Raw genomic sequence first — 18,684 nt, forward strand, 5'->3', positions numbered from 1 at the left:
GCCACGAGCAAAGCGCAGGAACATCCATCCTGCGCTTGATCACACTGTTAGTCTGCCGCCAGGGCCTCGGCAGCAGTTCTGGCCCGATCACGACGCGCGTGGCTCGCTGCGAGCCGCACGGTTCTGACGCCCAGATAGAGAGAAGCCGTGGAGATCAGGAACGCGACGACGAAAACCGTGAACAAGGCGGCGTGCATCGTGGCAACGTTCGCCTTCTCGTCGAAACCGCGAAGATTGGCCGTCAGCCCGCAGATCGCCGCGCCGATCGCATAACCGGCCGACTGCAACGTCGGCAGAAACGCTGAGGTCTTGTCCCGCTCTCCTCGCAAGGAGACGTCCATCATCAGCTGGCTGAGCGTGCCCCACGACATGCCGAACCCGGCCCCGACCGCGATCTGGCTCGGGAAGATCAGCCGGTAATCGTCGATCGCGAAGGCGATCATCAGACCAGCGAGCCCGAGGCTGAGAAGCGCAGGTCCCGCAGGGATGAGCTTCACGCGCAGAGCGTGCGAGTGCAGGCTTGCGACGGCGATAGCGGTCACACTCCAGGAGATCGCCATCAATGCCGCGGAAAAACCGGCGGCCGTGGGGCTGAAATTCCAGACATGTTGCAGGCCATAAATGAGGTACACCGAGCCGGACGCCTGAGCGAGCGGCATCAGCAGCACGACCCAAAGTCCGGTGCCGAGCGGTTTTGTGAGCTGAAAGGCGCCCGCGGGCAGGATCGGATGCTCCGCCCGACGGTCGGTTGCGACGGCCGCCCAGAGGATGGTCAGCGCCGTCGCCAGCGCCGCCGCCATCAATGGGACGCTGCTCGCCGTATTTGAGACCGATATCAGCAATATGCCGGAACCGACGACGGTCAGCCGCAGCAGCGGGATTGGACGAGGCGTGTCGGTCGATGGCACCTTGCGTGCCGGTACGATCAGCAGAACGAGCGCAACGAAGATGACGGTTGCGGGAACGTTGACGGCGAAAGCCACCCGCCATGACCAGTGTTCCGTCAGGAATCCGGACACGAGTGGCCCGCCAAAGGCCGCCGTTGCCCAGACGATGGCCTCGGCTCCGAATACCTTTGGGACCAGGCGCGGCGGGAAGAGTTCGGGAATCAGCGCGTAGCAGACCGCAGCAATGATCCCCTCGCCGAATCCCTGAAACACGCGACCGGCGAGGACCTGCGGCATGCTGCCGGCGGCGGTCGCGATGAGGGTGCCGACGACAAAGATGAGCGCGGCCGTAATCAGCGTCCCGCGTGCGCCGAACCTTGACTTGAGCGTGGCGGCAACAGCGCCGCCGAGAATGGCAAAGACGAGATAGAGCGTGACGGCCCAGGACAACAGCGTAGCGCCGCCGATCTCTTCGACGGCTGTGGGCAGCGCGGTCGCTACGAAAAACTCGTTGAATGCGAACAACGCGACCCCGAGGCAAAGGGCAGCCGTCGTCGCCAGATAGTCCGGCCGCAACAGTTCGCTCCAGCGGCCGTCCTCCTGAAGTGCGGTATTGCCCCCGCCTGCCTTGGTTTCGTCCCTCGCCAGAACCATGCCCAACGTTCCTCGCTGCTATCTCTTCGGAACACCTTTGTTACGACCTCAACCGCGGTTGAGGTAAAGCGCTTTCTGCGTAGCTTGCCACCCCATCGCTTCCCCCACAAGTTGCAGTCGCCTTTCAGGGTTCGGTGGATGATGGCGAAATATCTGGCTTTCGCGCTTCCGTTTCTGCTATAACCAAGGTTCGAAGTTTCGGACGGTTCCGGCGTTTACGCGCCGGAGACCGTTTTCTTTTGCGTTGGCGCCGCCCTAAGGGCGGCGCCTCGTGCTTGATGAAGGACATTGAAATGGTCGAAAAAGTGCCGATGACACAGGGCGGATTCGTCAACCTGCAGGAGGAGCTGCGCTGGCGCCAGCAGGAAGAACGACCGCGAATCATCGAGGCGATTGCCGAAGCCCGTGCACATGGCGACCTGTCGGAAAATGCCGAGTACCACGCTGCCAAGGAAGCGCAGAGCCACAACGAGGGCCGGATCACCGAGCTCGAAGACTTGATCGCCCGCGCGGAAGTCATTGATCTCTCGAAGATGTCCGGTTCCAAGATCAAGTTCGGCGCCAAGGTCAAACTCGTCGACGAAGACACTGAAGAAGAAAAGACCTACCAGATCGTTGGCGACCAGGAAGCCGACGTGAAGGCTGGCCGCATTTCGATCTCGTCGCCGATCGCGCGCGCGCTCATCGGCAAGGAAGTCGGCGATTCCATCGAAGTGAACGCGCCTGGCGGTTCCAAGGCCTACGAAATTCTCGCCGTCAACTGGGGCTGATCAGCCCTAGCCAAGGGGCGAAGCCTGCCTTCGCCCCGTTTCTCCTTTTCAAAAGACGATCGTTGCTCGCGCAAGGAGTGCGCTTTCGTGGCCGATATCCGGAACGTCGAGGTCATCGCTCCCAATTTCAAGCGCCGCCTCTCGGGCGTGACGTCCACCATCATCCAGTTAATTCCGATCCAGCGCGCGCTCGGCGAAAAGATCGCCGTGCTTGGCCCGGGTTTGCCTGACACCCTGCCCTCGATCCGCTTCCGCGATCTCCTGCGCCTGTGGAGCGCACCGGACGGACGGCCCTGCCGGGTCTGGCATGCCCGCCGCAATGTCGAAATGCTGCCGGCGATCGTGCTGCGCGACCTTCTCGGCATGAAGCTGAGGATCGTCTTCACCTCTGCGTCGCAGCGCCGCCACACCGGCTGGAGCAAGTTTCTGATTTCGCGAATGGACGCGGTAATCGCGACCAGCGGCAAGACCGCCGCCTATCTGCAAGTGCCGAACACGGTGATCCTGCACGGCATAGATACCAAGCGCTTCCAGCCGCCGGTTGACACAGCGGCAGCCAAAGCTGCGCTCGGGCTCGACCCCAACCAAAAATATGTCGGCTGCTTCGGGCGGGTGCGTAAGCAGAAGGGCACGGATCTCTTCGTCGACAGCATGGTTGGGCTTCTGCCGTGCCGGCCTGGCTGGAGTGCCATCGTCGCCGGTCGCGCCACCGGCCCGCACGTCGCCTTCGAGAACGAATTGAAAGAGCGGGTCGCAAAGGCCGGGCTCACCGACCGCATCCGTTTCGTTGGCGAACACACCAACATTCCGGACTGGTATCGTGGGCTCGATCTCTTCATCGCGCCGCAGCGCTGGGAAGGTTTCGGGCTGACGCCGCTCGAAGCGATGGCGACAGGCGTGCCCGTTATCGCAACCGACGTCGGCGCGTTTTCGGAACTGGTCGTCGTCGGAGAGCAGGAAACCGGCGCCGTGATCGCCGCCAACGATCTACAGGCCATGGTCGAGGCAACGGCTGGCTTCATGGACGATGATCATCGCCGGACCTTGGCTGGCGCGAACGGTCTGGGGCTGACCCGCGCATCCTTTGCGATAGAGGGCGAGGCCCGCGCGATCAACGCGGTCTATGAACGCCTGATGCGTCCCTGACAGGCTGCCACCGCGTGGCAGCCTCGCACTAGACTCTCTCAGCGCTTCGAAGCGAAGAGCTTCAGATAGGCGTCGGTAATCGCCTGCTTCGAGAACTGGTTCATCAGGGTCTCGTGCCCACGTTCGGCAAGCCGTTCACCGAGCGACGTATCGCCCGCGATGCGGTCGATTGCCTGGGCAAAGCCGTCGGCGTCACCGATATCGACCATCAAGCCGTTTTCGCCATCGCGCATGAACCATTGCGGCCCTTCCGAACGGCTGGAAACAACCGGTGTCCCTTGCGCCCAGGATTCGAGGATTACGTTGCCGAGCGGCTCGTGGCTCGACGCCATCACGAAGATGTCGGAAGCGGCAAGGAAAGGCCGCGTGTCCTTCTGCCAGCCGGCGAAACGCACGCGCTTTGCTACGCCGAGGTCGGCGGCCAGTTTCTCCAAATTTGCACGTTCTTCGCCATCGCCGACGAGCCACAGATAGGCGTCCGGCACCTTGGCGATCGCCTGGATCAGCGTGTGGAAGCCCTTGCGCGGAACGAAGCGCCCCATCGACATGACCACAGGCACGTTCTCAGGCGTGTCGAGCGTGGCGCGGCTGATGGGCGCGACCCGCTCGGTTCCGGTGAAGTTGGAGATGACTTCGACGTCGCGCTTCCAGCCGATCTTGCGCACATGCTCGGCAATGCCCGGCGTGTTGCAGACGAGGCAATCGGTGTTGCGGAAATAGTCGAGCCGCAGCGGATAGTCGCCGAGACGCGAGATCTTGATGCAGCCCTTGTAGTTGGGCATCAGGCGGCTGGCGCGCGGCATCCAGGCAAACAGCGCATCCGGCTTTTCGCGGCGTGCCATGCTGCTGACCTTCATCGGCAGGAGGATCCGGTCGAGCGACAGGTTGCGGAAGTTGCTTTCGATGATGCGCGTCGCACCCTCGATGTCCTTCTTCCAGATACGACCATGGCGGATGACCGAGGTCTGCTCGACGCCACGCTCGGCGAGCGCGTTGACCAGGTGGACGAAGAAACGCTCAGCGCCGCCATCCTTGCCGAAGTGAAAATGCATGACTTTCATGAAAACCTCACCGCTTGCTGGCGCGCCGATCCATGTCGTCATGGTTCGGATGCCGCTTGAGCGCGTGCCTCTGATAGATCTTGGCGGCGGTCAGGAAAGCGTACACCGCTCCCGTCATCGCCTCAATGAAGCCTGGAAAACCGCAGCGCCACAGGCCGTTGCGGAAATAAAGCCTAAGGAAATAGAGTGGCGGGCTGAACAGCATTTTGTAAGGGCGCGCCGACTTACCGGCGGCGAACTGCTGATCGGCCTTCAGCGTCGAATACTTGTTTTCCTTGAGGATCTGCTCGTCGATGATCAGCGGCCGATAGTGCAGCAGGCTGCCCTTGGCAGCGGCGCCGACCGCGCCATCCGGCACGATCCCCTCGTGGACTTTCTGATTGAGATCGTATCGTCCCCTGCCCTGGCGGATCAGACGCAGGTTTCGCCGCTCGTGCGCCCGCTCCGGCGTGTAGCCGTAGCCGATGAGGTAGGGCCTGCGCGCGACGCGCCAGCCGACCGTCTCCGGCGGCGCATCGAGCAGCGAGGGCAGCAGTGCCTTCAGCGGTTCGTCCAGGCGTTCGTCGGAATCGATGTTGAAGCACCAGGGCTGCGTGCATTGGTCGAGCGCGAACTGCTTCTGGCCGGCATAGCCCCGCCACGGCTCATGCAGGAAACGGATCGGCCAACCCTTGTCGATGTAGGACTGCACGAGTGCTGCCGTTCCGTCGGTCGAGCCGGAATCGACGATGACGATTTCTGAGCATTGCTCGAGGCTCTCGATGCAATTGCCGAGATAGGCTTCTTCGTTCTGGCAGATGATGAAGGCGGACAGCGGAAGCTTGTTCATGGGCGGGCCTTAGATCTGGACGAGGCCGATATCCTTGACCTGGCGAATGGTCAGCATCGTGCGCACCGTGTCGACCCGTTCATTGGCCGTCAGCACTTCGATGACGAAATCCTGGAAAGTCGTGAGGTTTTCGGCAACACAATGCAGCAGGAAGTCGCTTTCGCCGGAAACCGTCCAGGCCTGCCGGACGATCTGCCATTCTGCAGTAGCGGCCGAGAACGCCTTGAGGTCGGCCTCCGACTGACGCTTCAGGCCGACCATGCAGAAAGCGACGAGATCGAAGCCGAGCGCCGGTGCGTTCAGCAGTGCGTGATAGCCCTTGATGACGCCGGTCTCTTCGAGCTTGCGCACGCGCCGGAGGCAGGGCGGCGCGGAGATGCCGACCCTTTGCGCGAGATCGACATTGGTCATCCGGCCATCACGCTGGAGCTCGCGAAGGATCTTGAGATCGATAGCGTCGAGCTCGACTTGTTTCGTCATGAACGTTCGTCCTTTTCGTGGTGACTTTGAGCGCGAGGCAAAGTCGAAAACTTGTGTCTGCCGATGGTGAGGTTGCCCCGATGGCGGGCGACGTCGACTGATGTCTGCCTATCCCGGCGCTGCCGCGATCATCTCGGTCGAGATTTTCAGCAAGGCGCGCTCGTCAAGGGCAAGGTCGTCTCGAGTCGGTGCGTGGCCGAGCGCAGCGCTTTCGCAGTGCAACCATGCACGGCCGGCATTCAACCCCATATGCTTCTCCAGCAAAGTGAATCCGCGTGAAATATCGTCAAACCCGCTGGACAACAAGCAGCCCGGCCGACTATTCGCGGGAAAATGGCGTTGGCGATGCCGGTAGATGCGCAAATAGAGGTGGACATCTTCAGGAGCGACGCGAAGAGCGCTCCATTGTCGGCGCGAGGCGCGGATCGATGCCGGGCCGACGCCTGTGCCCTAAGCGCGTCATCTGGTGGCAAAAGCGGGCTTGAGGCTCAAGCACTTGTGTGTATCAGGCTGCGCACTCTTGAAAGTCATGGTGGGGAATACCTAAAGTATGGGACGATTTCCCATTGACGCAATGGAATCGGATGTGGAGGCAATCCTCTCCGATGAGCGAAGGACAAGATTATGACTGCCCGTCACGTGAAAGTGCTGATCATCGGCTCCGGCCCGGCTGGCTATACCGCCGCCATCTATACGGCGCGCGCCATGCTCGAGCCCGTACTGATCGCCGGTATGGAACAGGGCGGCCAGTTGATGATCACGACTGACGTCGAAAACTACCCGGGCTATGCCGATCCGGTCCAAGGCCCGTGGATGATGGAACAGATGCTGAAGCAGGCGACCCATGTCGGCGCCGAGATCGTCAACGATCTCGTGACCGATGTCGATCTGTCGGTGCGCCCGTTCCGCATCAAGACCGACAGCGGTAACGACTGGACGGCGGACGCGCTGATCATCGCAACCGGCGCCAAGGCCAAGTGGCTCGGCATCGAGACCGAACCGACCTTCATGGGCTTCGGCGTCTCGGCCTGCGCCACCTGTGACGGCTTCTTCTATCGCAACAAGGACGTGATCGTCGTCGGCGGCGGCAACTCGGCCGTTGAGGAAGCGCTCTATCTCTCGAACCTCGCCAAGACGGTCACTGTCGTTCACCGCCGTGATAGCTTCCGCGCCGAGAAGATCCTGCAAGAGCGCCTGTTCGCCAAGCCGAACGTCAAGGTGATCTGGGATCACGAGGTCACGGAATACCTGGGTGCGCCGGCCAAGCCGCCGATGCCCGCTTCCGTCAACGGCGTGAAGCTGCGCAACACCAAGACCGGCGAAACCTCCGACATGGTCACCGACGGCGTGTTCGTCGCGATCGGCCACGCGCCGGCAGTCGAACTTTTCAAAGGCAAGCTTCGGCAGAAGTCCAACGGCTATCTTTGGACCGCGGCCGATTCGACGGCGACCGACGTGCCCGGCGTTTTTGCCGCAGGCGACGTGACGGACGACATTTACCGTCAAGCGGTTACGGCGGCCGGCATGGGCTGCATGGCAGCGCTTGAGGCCGAGAAATACCTGGCGGGTCATATGCCCGTCGCAATTGCAGCCGAATAGAAGCTGCGAATCGGGGTGGTGCCGCTGAGGCACCTCGCCCGTGTGGGAACAGATGCATCAGCCACGCCCGGAAGACAGGACCCCGTCTTCCGGAGTGGTTTCTTATGGGGGACTACATGTCGCTGGACTGGGACAAACTGCGCATTTTTCACGCGGCGGCCGAGGCTGGGTCGTTCACCCATGCGGCAGACAAGCTTCATCTTTCGCAGTCCGCGATCAGCCGGCAGGTGAGTTCGCTGGAGCAGGATGTCGGCATCAAGCTGTTCCACCGCCATGCGCGCGGCCTGATCCTCACGGAACAGGGCGAGATCCTCTATCGCACCGCGCATGAAGTGCTGATGAAGCTCGAGAGTGTCAAGGTCCAACTGAGCGAAACCACGGACAAGCCGAGCGGCAAGCTGCGCATCACCACCACGGTCGGGCTCGGCCAGGGCTGGCTCACCGACAAGATCCAGGAGTTCATGTCGCTGCACCCGGACGTGCAGGTTCAGCTCATCCTCGACAATGAGGAGCTGGACGTGAACATGCGCCACGCGGACTGTGCCATCCGCCTGCGTCAGCCGCAGCAGTCGGACCTCATCCAGCGCAAGCTCTTCACCGTGCACATGCACGTTTACGCCGCCCCCTCCTACATCAACAAGTATGGCGAGCCGCAGTCGGTCGAGGACCTCGACAACCACCGCATCATCACATTCGGCGAGCCGGCGCCGAACTATCTGCTCGACGTGAACTGGCTCGAGATCGCCGGCCGCGATTCCGACAATCCACGCGTGTCGCACCTGCAGATCAACAGCCAGACCTCGATCAAGCGCGCCTGCCTGCTCGGCATCGGCGTCGCCATGCTGCCCGACTATATCGTCGGCCGCGATCCTGGCCTCATCCAGCTGCCGATCAGCGCCGACATCCCGTCCTTCGATACCTATTTCTGCTATCCGGACGAGATGAAGAACGCCGCGAAGCTCAAGGTCTTCCGCGACTACATCGTCGCCAAGGCCCGCAACTGGAACTTTTAAGACGCTTCGGCGAATGCTCATTTTCCGAGCATTTCCCCAAGAGGCCGTCAACCATCTGTTTTTACATCGATATTACGGATTCGCCGTCTATATTGTGCGGCGCATTTTTATTGTTCGCCGCAGAAATAGGCAGGGATGCGCGCATGACATGGCTGTCATGCACAGAAAATGATTGTTGCGCGCCCAAAAAAGCAGCATACCAAACTCAGCTGATGCATCTTTGGTGGCTTCTCCTCCCAGTGCCACCGCAGCAGCTGTTCCCCTCTGGAGGTTTAATTACCTTCACAACTTATAAGGGCCCAAGTCATCTTGTGGCCCTCTTTTTTTGTCTACTGTTAGATACAGGCGAAACGTGACGAAAATCACAGCCGGCTATTGAAAGCCGATACTTCGCTTCCCATATTAAAATGCAGCTGATGCATTCTTGGTGGCTTCTCCTCCCCGCCACCGCATTAGCTGTTCCCCTCTGGAGGTTCTTATTACCTTCACAACTACAAGGGCCCAAGTTTTCTTGAGGCCCTCTTTTTTTGCCTGCAGCACGCTCACGGTCTTGTGATTTGAATATCGTGTTTTAGCGATACATTTATCGTTAAAACACGATATGGCGATATACCATGGACCGAGACGAAATCCTCAAGGCGCTTGCCCATCCCTTGCGGGTGAACATCCTCGCCTGGCTGAAGGAGCCGCAGCGCCATTTTCCGACCCAGGAGCATCCGCTCGATCTCGGCGTATGTGCCGGCCAGTTCGAACGCTGCGGCCTGTCGCAGTCGACCGTTTCCTCGCATCTCGCTGTGCTTCAGCGCGCCGGCCTCGTGACAACCCGCAAGGTTGGCCAATGGATCTTCTACCGCCGCGATGAAGAGACGATCGCCGCCTTCCTCGAGAGCATCGGCGATCTCTGAATCAACCACCTTCTCCCAAGCAGCCCCCTGAAAGGACCTCCCATGGCCTCGCTTTTCGACCCCATCACCATTGGTGACATCGCGCTGAAAAACCGCATCGTGATGGCGCCGCTCACCCGCAACCGATCCCCGGGCGCCGTTCCGAACACCCTGAATGTGACCTACTACGAGCAGCGCGCGACGGCAGGCCTGCTGATCTCGGAGGGAACGGCGATCACCCAGCAGGGCCAGGGCTATGCCGACGTTCCGGGCCTCTATACGCCGGAAGCGCTTGAAGGCTGGCGCAAGGTGACGGACGCGGTGCACGCCAAGGGCGGCCGGATCGTCGTCCAGATGTGGCATGTCGGTCGCATTTCGCATGATTCTCTGCAGCCGGGTGGCGGCAAGCCTGTTGCGCCGTCGGCCGTTCGCGCCAAGTCGAAGACCTATCTGGTCAATTCGGACGGTACTGGCTCCTTTGCCGAAACCTCCGAGCCGCATGCACTGGAGACCACCGAGATCGAAGCGATCGTCGAGGACTATCGCAAGGCTGCGCGCGCCGCGATCGACGCCGGCTTCGATGGCATCGAGATCCATGCGGCCAACGGCTATCTCATTGACCAGTTCCTGCGTTCGGGTTCGAACCACCGCACGGATACCTACGGCGGTTCGATCGAAAACCGCGCCCGCTTTTTGTTCGAGGTCATGGATGTCGTGACGAATGAAATCGGCGCCGGCCGGGTCGGTATCCGCCTTTCGCCCGTCACTCCCGCCAACGATGCCTTTGATCCGCAACCGCAGGAGGTGTTCGGCCATGTGGTCAAGAACCTCGCTCGCTACCCCCTCGCCTATGTCCACATCATCGAAGGCGCGACCGGCGGCCCGCGCGACCACCAGCAGGGCGACCAGCCATTCGACTACGACGCCCTGCGTTCGACCTATGTCGCTGCCGGCGGCAAGGCTGCCTGGATGACCAATAATGGCTATGACAGGGCACTCGCGGTAAAGACGGTCAAGGACGGCGAAGCCGACCTTGTCGCTTTCGGCAAGCCGTTCATCGCCAACCCGGATCTCGTCGAACGGTTGAAGCGCGATGCGCCGCTCAACGCGCCGGATCAGGCAACCTTCTACGGCGGTGGCGCCAAGGGCTATACCGACTATCCAGCCCTTGAACAGGTCGCCTGACACTCCCACATGGCAATGCTCCGCCTCTTCGGCGGGGCATTTGTCTTTGGGAATGAAGAGCTTATGTTTTCGCTATATTCAGAAAAATGGTCATTGCATCCTGACGGCGACGTCATCGTAACCCCCTCCAGCCGTCTTTACCCCGTCCGCTATCGCGGCCAGCAGGCGATGCTCAAGGTCGCCGAGGACCCGGAAGAGAAGTATGGTCGCCTGCCCCTGCTCTACTGGAACGGGCATGGCGCTGCAAAGGTCTATGAAGCCGATGGCGACGCGGTGCTGATGGAGCGCACGGACAGCCAGCGCAACCTTTTCCACATGGCGATGACCGGAAGCGACGAGGAAGTGACGCGCATCATCTGCCGCACCGTCGCCGAGCTCCATGCGCCGCGCTCAACACCGGTTCCCGGCGGTCTCGTTCCACTCGACAAATGGTTCGCTTCCCTGGAGACGGCTGCTCCCGCTCAAGGCGGTCTCTTTGCCCGCGCGCTCGAGGCGGCGAAAAGCCTTTTTGCAGATCCCGAACCGCCGGTCGTGCTGCATGCCGACGTCCACCACGCCAACATCCTCGATTTTGGCGACCGCGGCTGGCTGGCGATCGATCCGAAACGCGTCCTCGGCGATCGCGGATACGACTACGCCAACCTGTTCTGCAATCCGGAACTGCCCCTGGTCACCGCTCCGGGCCGGCTGCAGCGGCATCTGCCGATTGTCGCGAAGGAGACCGGCCTTCACCCGCACCGCATTCTCAACTGGGTGCTTGCCTATGCCGGGCTTTCCGCAGCCTGGTTCCTGGAAGACCATGACGATTTCGGCGTCGAGAACGACCTTACGATGGCGCGGATCGCAATCGCCGAGCTCGGCAGCTAGGCTCAACCCGTCCGCAACAGGACGACGGCGTAGATACAGGTCTCTCCGCCGACATTGCGGAAGACGCAATCCTGCGGCGGGCCGAGCTCCAGGCAATCCCCGATGCCGAGCGTATGGGTCTCCAGTCCTTCCACGAAGGTCAGGCGCCCCGCAGTCACCCATATCCACCGGCGATGGAGCGCATAGGCGGATGCCGGGATCGGCACCTCGGCGCCGGCCGGAAGCTCGACCTCGACGAGCTCCAGCGGCAGGTCCGACATCGGCGAGACGTGGCGCCGAAGATATCCGGTCTGCGGATCGCGCCACACCGCCTGATCCTGGCGCCGCGACAGCCTGCCCTGGCTAATCTCCGCACGCGCGATCAGGCTGGACATGGTGAGCCCGAACGCGCCGGCGAGCTTTGCCAGCAGCGTCGCCGTCGGGCTGCTATCGCCCCGCTCTACCTTGTGGATCATCGCGCGCGAGACGCCCGATCGCTCCGAAAGCTCGCTCAGCGACCAGCCGCGCCCCTCTCTTTCCAGACGAATTCGTTCACTGAGCCGTTGATCCAGACTGTCTACTTTAGTATTCATATCGTAGTCATATAGTGAACGAATGCGAGGAGCAAGCATGCTGATCCGGGCGGCCATCCAAGACGATATGCCAGTCATCTGCGAGATCTACAACGACGCCGTGGCGAACACGACGGCGATCTGGAACGAGACCCTGGTCGATGTCGCCAATCGCGTGGCCTGGTTGAAGGCGCGCACGGACGTGGGTTATCCTGTACTGGTGGCGGTCTCCGAGGAAGGCGATGTCATCGGCTATGCATCCTTCGGCGATTGGCGCGCCTTCGATGGCTATCGCCATACGGTCGAGCACTCCGTCTATGTTCACAAGGATCGGCGCGGTGGCGGCATCGGCCGGAAACTCATGGTCGCGTTGATCGCCGAGGCCGAACGGCTTGGCAAACATGTGATGATCGCCGGCATCGAATCGGAGAACGCAGCCTCGATCCGCCTTCATGCCCAACTGGGTTTCGAGGATACCGGCCGGCAGCGTGAGGTCGGCACGAAGTTCGGCCGCTGGCTTGATCTGACATTCATGCAACTGGTGCTTCCGACGGGCTCGCCGCGCTAACCCGCGGCGGCGCCTCGACAATGGCCGTTTGTCTAGGCGGCGGGAGATGCTATGAACCTTCAAGGACTGTTTCTGGAAATGTTTTGACGTGGGTCTTCGGCGGAAGGTCAGATCGGGCGCCTGGGCGCGTATCGCGAGAGCGGCACTGGCGTTGGCTGTCAGCATTCCTGCATTAAACATGAGCGAGGCAGAGGCTCGTATCGACGACTTCGCCGCGCAGCCCAAGTGCGTCTATTCCGGCCCGTCGGCCACCGACTCCGCCAAGTCGCTCTGCATCAGCAAGGAAAACTTCGCCCGCGATATCTGCGGCGTGATCGACCACTATGCGACGGTCAACGACCTGCCCGCGGCCTTCTTCGCCCGGCTCATCTGGCGCGAAAGCCTGTTCCGGCCCAATGCCGTCAGCCCCAAGGGTGCCGAAGGCATCGCGCAATTCATGCCTGGAACGGCGAAGATGCGAGGGCTCAACAACAGCTTCGATGTCGTCGAGGCGCTTGGCAAGTCGGCAGAGTATCTGAACGAACTCAAGTCGCGCTACGGCAATCTCGGCTATGCGGCTGCCGCCTACAATGCCGGCGAGAACGGGCTGGAGCGTTTTCTCGAGGTCGATTGGCTGCCGGCGGAAACGCGCAACTACGTGCTCGCGATCACCGCCTACAGCGTCGAGGACTGGCGCGACAATCCGCCGAAGATCCTCGACCTGACGCTCGACAAGAACAAGAGCTTCATCGACGGCTGTGTGGCGCTCGCCAGCACCCGCAACCTCCGCGACATCGAGGTGATCGACGAAGCCGAATGGGCGCCCTGGGGCGTACAGCTTGCCGCGCATTTCCAGAAATCAGTGGCGCAGCGACTGTTCGTCAGCGCCGTCAAGCGCCTGCCGGAGCCGATCCGCAGCGAGAAGGCGCTTCTGCTGCGCGAGCGCAATGCCAGCTTCGGCCTGCGAATCCGCTACGCCGCACGCATCGGCCGCGAGACCCAGGCGGACGCGAACAAGCTTTGCGCCACCATCCGCAAGAGTGGCGGCGCTTGCCTCGTCTTCCGGAACTGACAGCTATCGAGGCCTGTCCGATCCTGGACATGAGCGCGCGCTAGCCTGCGGCAATCCCTTGCGGAAGCGCCCGCGGGGCGTTCAGGCAGCCAAGTCCGACGAGCGTCGTTGCAACCGCCTCGTCGATCGGCGTGTGCGGCTCTTCGCCGAGCACGGCAAGCAGCCGCTCGTTTGGCATTCTCAACGGTTCGCGCCAGAGATAGCGCATCTTGCGCAACTCCCTGAAGAGCGGAACGAAGGGCGAAGCCAAGTCGATCAGCCACCACGGGAAGGCCCGGACGGGAAGCGCCGGCTTGCCGACAACCCGGCGGATCGCCGCGATCATCTCGGTTCCATTGCGGTCGAGGAAGCCGCGCATGTGGTAAACGGCGAAAGGCGGCAGGTCCTCGGCGCGCTCGACGAGGCGGATCATGGTTTCGGCGACATCGGGCAGATAGGCCCATTGGTGGCCGATCCCCTCGCGGCCCGGGTAGGAAATCGCGCCCAACGCTCTGCCCGGCTTTATCAGCCCTTGCGAAAACCAGTTATTGGCCGCACCGGGACCGAAGAAGTCGCCTGCCCTCACGATGATGACGCCGACACCTGCCTCCGAGGCGTCCTTCAGACGGCGCTCCATCTCCCTGCGGATCAGACCCTTGTCGGTATCCGGGTTCTGCGGCGCGTCCTCCGTCAGGACGGGAAAGGCGTCGCGGCCGAAATTGTAGATCGTTCCCGGTAAAAGGATGCGTGCACCGGTGGCCTTGGCGGCGGCGATCGTATTGTCCAGCATCGGCAGCACCAAGGTGCCCCAATTGCGGTAACCCGGCGGATTGACCGCGTGCACGATCAGATCCACCCCTTCGGCAGCAGTGCGAACGTCGTCCGCGTTCATGGCATCGCCTTGCCGCCAGTCGAACGCCGGCTCGGCCTGCGCCGCCGTCGCGGCGTTTCGGTTCAAGGCATGCACCTGCCAGCCGCGCCTGAGGAGCCCACGGGCGACGGCGCTGCCGATACCGCCCGTCGCGCCGAGCACCAGCACACGTCTTGTTCTCTGCTGCATCTCGGTCATGTCACACTCCATCCGCTTCGATGAAGGCAGGATCACGCATTCACGAGCTAAACGGAATTGCCGAAAAACCTTGCGCGGCTATACTGAAATCCATGAGCAAGATGGATTTGAGCTGGGATTTCTACCGAACATTCCTCGCCGTGCTTAAGGAGGGATCGTTGTCAGCCGCCGCCCGCGAGCTTGGCCTGACGCAACCGACCGTTGGCCGGCACGTGGACGCCATGGAAGCGACACTCGGCTATCCGCTGTTCGTGCGCTCCCCGCACGGTCTGTTGCCGACCGACGCCGCGTTGGCACTCAAGCCCTATGCCGAGACGCTCGCCGCGACGTCGGCTGCGCTCTTGCGCGCCGCGTCGGGCCAGCGCGATACGGTCAGCGGCACTGTGCGCATCAGCGCCAGCGAAGTCATCGGCATCGAGGTCCTGCCGCCGATCCTTTCAGAACTGCACGCCGCCTATCCTGCATTGACGATCGAGCTCTCCGCCTCGGACACGGTCGAGGACCTCTTGCGCCAGGAGGCCGATATCGCGGTGCGCATGGTGGCGCCCGCACAGGATGCGCTGATCGCCCGCCATCTCGGCGCGGTTCCCTTAGGCTTTCACGCCCATCGCCGCTACATCGAGCGACGCGGCATGCCGCAGACACTGGCAGACCTTAGCAATCACAGCCTGATCGGTTACGACCGAGAGACTGCTGCGATCCGGGCGATCATCGCCCGCTCGCCCGAACTGCCGGCTACACGCTTTGCGCTGAGGGCCGACAGCAATCTTGCCCAATTGGCCGCAATCCGCGCCGGCTTCGGCGTCGGCATCTGCCAGAACGGACTTGCGGCACGCGATCCCGACCTCCGCCCAGTGCTGCCCGGCCTGTTCGAGATGAAGCTCGATACCTGGCTGGTGATGCATGAGAACCTGAAGACGGCTCCCCGCTGTCGCGTCACGTTCGACGCACTTGCCGCGGGACTGCGGGCCTATATTCGTGGCACTGCGCTTGCAGACGCGAATACCGAAATCTGACTTTCAGACACCTCCCGCTGCTGCTCAATACTAGTCCTACGCACAAAAAAGCCCGCCAAAATGGCGGGCTTTCAGTTTCCTTGGCACTTCAAGTCGAGCGCTTAATCTTCGGATTCGGCTGGCGTTTCCGCTGCGCCGTTCTCGACGGCCGCCTCTTCGCCTTCCTCTTCGTCGCTTTCCGGTTCGCTGATGCGCTCGACCGAAACGACCTTCTCGTCCTTGGCGGTCGAGAAGATGGTAACGCCCTTGGTCGCGCGGCTCGCAAGCCGGACGCCATTGATCGGCACGCGGATCAATTGGCCGCCGTCGGATACAAGCATGATCTGGTCGTTGTCTTCGATCGGGAAGGCCGCGACGAGCACGCCAATTTCCGTCGTCTTCGAGGTGTCGGTGGCGCGGATGCCCTTGCCGCCACGGCCCGAAGTCCGGAAATCGTAGGACGACGAGCGCTTGCCGAAGCCCTTCTCCGAGACCGTCAGCACGAACTGTTCGCGTGCCTTCAGTTCCTCGAAGCGTTCGTTCGACAGTTCTCCGCCGTCAGCGACTTCCTCGCCGACCAGAGCGATTTCTTCCTCGTCGCCGTTCGTCGCCCGACGTTCCGCCGCAGCGCGCTTGAGATAGGCGGCACGCTCCCACGGTTCGGCCTCGACATGGCCAAGGATCGCCATCGAGATGATGCGGTCGCCGTCGCCGAGATTGATGCCACGAACGCCGATCGAGTTGCGGCCGGCAAAGACGCGCACGTCGTCGACCGGGAAGCGGATGCACTGGCCGAGCGCTGTCGTCAGCATGACGTCGTCATGCTCCGTACAGGTGTCGACGGAGAGAATCTCGTCGCCCTCTTCCTCGAGCTTCATCGCGATCTTGCCGTTGCGGTTGACCTGGACGAAGTCCGACAGCTTGTTGCGGCGAACCGTGCCGCGGGTCGTCGAGAACATGACGTCGAGGTTTTCCCAGGTTGCCTCATCCTCGGGCAGCGGCATGATCGTGGTGATGCGTTCGCCGGGTTCCAGCGGCAGCATGTTGATCAGCGCCTTGCCGCGCGATTGCGGCGTGCCGATCGGCAGGCGCCAGACCTTCTCCTTGTAGACGATGCCACGCGAGGAGAAGAACAGAACCGGCGTATGGGTATTGGCAACGAATAGCCGGGTAACGAAATCCTCGTCCCGGGTCGCCATGCCCGAACGGCCCTTGCCGCCACGGCGCTGCGCGCGGTAGGTCGTCAGCGGCACGCGTTTGATGTAGCCGAGATGCGAGACGGTCACGACCATGTCTTCACGGGCGATGAGATCCTCATCGTCCATGTCGGGGCCGCCTTCCATGATCTCGGACCGGCGCGGGGTGCCGAACTCGTCGCGGATGGCGACGAGTTCGTCCTTGACGATGCTCATGATACGCAGGCGCGACGACAGGATGTCGAGGTAATCCTTGATTTCCTCGCCGATCTTGTTGAGTTCGTCGCCGATTTCGTCGCGGCCGAGCGCTGTCAGGCGCTGCAGGCGCAGGTCGAGGATGGCGCGGGCCTGCTCTTCCGAGAGGTTGTAGGTGCCATCCTCGTTGATGCGGTGGCGCGGGTCGTCGATGAGGCGGATGAGGCTCTCGACGTCATGGGCCGGCCAGCGGCGCTCCATCAACTGCTCGCGCGCCGTCTGCGGGTCGGGCGCATGGCGGATGAGCTTGATGATTTCGTCGATGTTGGCAACCGCGATGGCAAGACCGACGAGCACATGGGCACGGTCACGCGCCTTGCGCAGCAGGTATTTCGTACGCCGGCTAACAACTTCCTCGCGGAACGAGACAAAGGCACGCAGCATGTCGAGCAGCGTCATGTGCTCGGGCTTGCCGCCGTTCAGTGCCACCATGTTGCAGCCAAACGAGGTCTGCAGCGGCGTGTAGCGGTAAAGCTGGTTCAGGATGACATCGGCATTGGCATCGCGCTTCAGTTCGATGACGACGCGGTAGCCCTGGCGGTCCGATTCGTCACGCAGGTCCGAGATGCCTTCGATACGCTTCTCGCGGACCAGCTCGGCCATCTTCTCGATCATCGTCGCCTTGTTCACCTGGAACGGGATCTCGGTGATGATGATCTGCTCGCGGTCGCCGCGCATCGGTTCGATATGCGCACGGCCGCGCATGATGACGGAGCCGCGGCCGGTCTCATAGGCCGAGCGGATGCCCGAGCGGCCAAGGATCAGCGCGCCAGTCGGGAAATCCGGGCCGGGGATGATTTCCATCAGTTCCGGCAGTTCGATCGCCGGATTGTCGATCAGCGCCATGCAGCCGTTGATGACTTCGACCAGGTTGTGCGGCGGAATGTTCGTCGCCATGCCGACGGCAATACCGCCGGCGCCGTTGACGAGCAGGTTCGGGAACTTCGCGGGAACGACCGCCGGCTCCTGCAGGGTGCCGTCATAGTTGTCGCGGAAGTCGACCGTTTCCTTGTCGAGATCGTCGAGCAGCGAATGCGCGGCCTTCTGCAGGCGGCATTCGGTGTAGCGCTCGGCCGCGGGCGGGTCGCCGTCGACCGAACCGAAGTTGCCCTGGCCGTCGATCAGCGGCAGGCGGAGCGACCAGTCCTGCGCCATGCGTGCCAGCGCGTCGTAGATCGCGGCGTTGCCGTGCGGGTGGTACTTACCCATCACGTCCCCGGTCACACGGGCGCATTTGACGTATTTCTTGTTCCAGTCGATGCCGAGCTCGCTCATCCCGTAGAGGATGCGGCGGTGCACGGGTTTCAGACCGTCACGCACGTCGGGAAGCGCGCGGCTGACGATAACGCTCATCGCGTAATCGAGATAGGACCGCTGCATTTCCTCGATGATGGAAATCGGCTCGATGCCTGGCGGAGTTTTTCCGCCGCCGGGGGTGCTTTGCTCAGTCAATGGTGATCACGATCTTTGTTCAGAATCAGTCGGATATTTATAGCGGATTGCCATCGGAAGCGCCAATTTGCGGCCTTTGGCGCCACTTGCCCGCCGGACTGTGAAGATGTCCTTGTAATGCCTTGATTCGCTGTACGATTCACCCAGTTATCCCAATCGGGACCGGTGAGCCGCACAGCAGTTGTGAACAGTC

The 18,684-nt window shown here is 62.1% G+C and carries 17 protein-coding genes; 10 read left to right on the forward strand and 7 right to left on the reverse strand.

The genetic code is table 11. The features are described from left to right. Positions 1 to 47: 47 nt before the first annotated feature. Positions 48 to 1,541 carry an MFS transporter gene (locus BLU15_RS11540; RefSeq protein ID WP_090295505.1) on the reverse strand — a complete coding sequence of 498 codons (1,494 nt, stop codon included), beginning with the start codon at positions 1,539 to 1,541 and terminating at the stop codon, positions 48 to 50. Positions 1,542 to 1,834: 293 nt separating this feature from the next. Here BLU15_RS11540 and greA point away from each other — a divergent pair, with 293 nt between their 5' ends. Beyond that, a complete protein-coding gene (gene greA, locus BLU15_RS11545; RefSeq protein ID WP_034791305.1) occupies positions 1,835 to 2,311 on the forward strand; it encodes a transcription elongation factor GreA in 477 nt (158 codons plus the stop codon). A gap of 87 nt (positions 2,312 to 2,398) precedes the next feature. Then, positions 2,399 to 3,457, forward strand: coding sequence for a glycosyltransferase family 4 protein (locus tag BLU15_RS11550; protein ID WP_090295508.1), 1,059 nt, complete (start codon positions 2,399 to 2,401; stop codon positions 3,455 to 3,457). A 38-nt stretch (positions 3,458 to 3,495) separates the two neighbouring features. On the opposite strand, the gene BLU15_RS11555 is transcribed toward BLU15_RS11550, so the two are convergent. From BLU15_RS11555 to BLU15_RS11565, 3 genes are read right to left on the reverse strand one after another with little or no spacing between them, the layout of a single operon-like run. After that, positions 3,496 to 4,518, reverse strand: coding sequence for a glycosyltransferase (locus tag BLU15_RS11555; protein ID WP_060517419.1), 1,023 nt, complete (start codon positions 4,516 to 4,518; stop codon positions 3,496 to 3,498). Positions 4,519 to 4,525: 7 nt separating this feature from the next. Next, on the reverse strand, positions 4,526 to 5,347 hold the full coding sequence (locus tag BLU15_RS11560) for a glycosyltransferase family 2 protein (protein ID WP_034791294.1): 822 nt from the start codon (positions 5,345 to 5,347) through the stop codon (positions 4,526 to 4,528). Positions 5,348 to 5,356: 9 nt separating this feature from the next. Beyond that, positions 5,357 to 5,827 carry an Lrp/AsnC family transcriptional regulator gene (locus BLU15_RS11565; RefSeq protein WP_034791292.1) on the reverse strand — a complete coding sequence of 157 codons (471 nt, stop codon included), beginning with the start codon at positions 5,825 to 5,827 and terminating at the stop codon, positions 5,357 to 5,359. 624 nt (positions 5,828 to 6,451) lie between these two features. Between BLU15_RS11565 and trxB the strand changes: the two genes are divergently transcribed. From trxB to BLU15_RS11590, 5 genes are all read left to right on the forward strand, one after another. Continuing rightward, entirely contained in the window at positions 6,452 to 7,426 is a 975-nt protein-coding gene (gene trxB, locus BLU15_RS11570) for a thioredoxin-disulfide reductase (RefSeq protein WP_034791290.1), read from the forward strand. 116 nt (positions 7,427 to 7,542) lie between these two features. Further along, on the forward strand, positions 7,543 to 8,439 hold the full coding sequence (locus tag BLU15_RS11575; RefSeq protein WP_034791460.1) for a LysR family transcriptional regulator VtlR: 897 nt from the start codon (positions 7,543 to 7,545) through the stop codon (positions 8,437 to 8,439). 614 nt (positions 8,440 to 9,053) lie between these two features. Continuing rightward, positions 9,054 to 9,344, forward strand: a complete 291-nt coding sequence (locus BLU15_RS11580; RefSeq protein ID WP_090295510.1) for an ArsR/SmtB family transcription factor — start codon at positions 9,054 to 9,056, stop codon at positions 9,342 to 9,344. A 42-nt stretch (positions 9,345 to 9,386) separates the two neighbouring features. Then, on the forward strand, positions 9,387 to 10,508 hold the full coding sequence (locus BLU15_RS11585; RefSeq protein WP_090295514.1) for an alkene reductase: 1,122 nt from the start codon (positions 9,387 to 9,389) through the stop codon (positions 10,506 to 10,508). A 63-nt stretch (positions 10,509 to 10,571) separates the two neighbouring features. Continuing rightward, positions 10,572 to 11,375, forward strand: coding sequence for an aminoglycoside phosphotransferase family protein (locus BLU15_RS11590; RefSeq protein WP_090295782.1), 804 nt, complete (start codon positions 10,572 to 10,574; stop codon positions 11,373 to 11,375). A 2-nt stretch (positions 11,376 to 11,377) separates the two neighbouring features. Here the strand turns inward: BLU15_RS11590 and BLU15_RS11595 are convergent, their stop codons facing one another. Beyond that, the gene (locus BLU15_RS11595; RefSeq protein WP_090295785.1) at positions 11,378 to 11,947 is read right to left on the reverse strand and encodes a helix-turn-helix domain-containing protein; all 570 of its coding nucleotides are present in this window, start codon (positions 11,945 to 11,947) and stop codon (positions 11,378 to 11,380) included. Positions 11,948 to 11,984: 37 nt separating this feature from the next. Between BLU15_RS11595 and BLU15_RS11600 the strand changes: the two genes are divergently transcribed. Then, a complete protein-coding gene (locus BLU15_RS11600; protein ID WP_090295516.1) occupies positions 11,985 to 12,494 on the forward strand; it encodes a GNAT family N-acetyltransferase in 510 nt (169 codons plus the stop codon). 178 nt (positions 12,495 to 12,672) lie between these two features. Continuing rightward, a complete protein-coding gene (locus BLU15_RS11605; RefSeq protein WP_090295517.1) occupies positions 12,673 to 13,545 on the forward strand; it encodes a lytic transglycosylase domain-containing protein in 873 nt (290 codons plus the stop codon). Between the two features lie 40 nt (positions 13,546 to 13,585). On the opposite strand, the gene BLU15_RS11610 is transcribed toward BLU15_RS11605, so the two are convergent. Continuing rightward, positions 13,586 to 14,593: an NAD-dependent epimerase/dehydratase family protein gene (locus BLU15_RS11610; RefSeq protein ID WP_090295520.1), complete on the reverse strand. Its 1,008-nt coding sequence runs from the start codon at positions 14,591 to 14,593 to the stop codon at positions 13,586 to 13,588. A gap of 101 nt (positions 14,594 to 14,694) precedes the next feature. Here BLU15_RS11610 and BLU15_RS11615 point away from each other — a divergent pair, with 101 nt between their 5' ends. After that, on the forward strand, positions 14,695 to 15,609 hold the full coding sequence (locus BLU15_RS11615) for a LysR family transcriptional regulator (protein ID WP_371589848.1): 915 nt from the start codon (positions 14,695 to 14,697) through the stop codon (positions 15,607 to 15,609). 101 nt (positions 15,610 to 15,710) lie between these two features. Here the strand turns inward: BLU15_RS11615 and gyrA are convergent, their stop codons facing one another. Next, on the reverse strand, positions 15,711 to 18,491 hold the full coding sequence (gyrA, locus tag BLU15_RS11620; protein WP_034791267.1) for a DNA gyrase subunit A: 2,781 nt from the start codon (positions 18,489 to 18,491) through the stop codon (positions 15,711 to 15,713). Positions 18,492 to 18,684 lie beyond the last annotated feature (193 nt).

Source organism: Ensifer sp. YR511 (genome assembly GCF_900103045.1).
Lineage (GTDB): Bacteria > Pseudomonadota > Alphaproteobacteria > Rhizobiales > Rhizobiaceae > Ensifer > Ensifer adhaerens.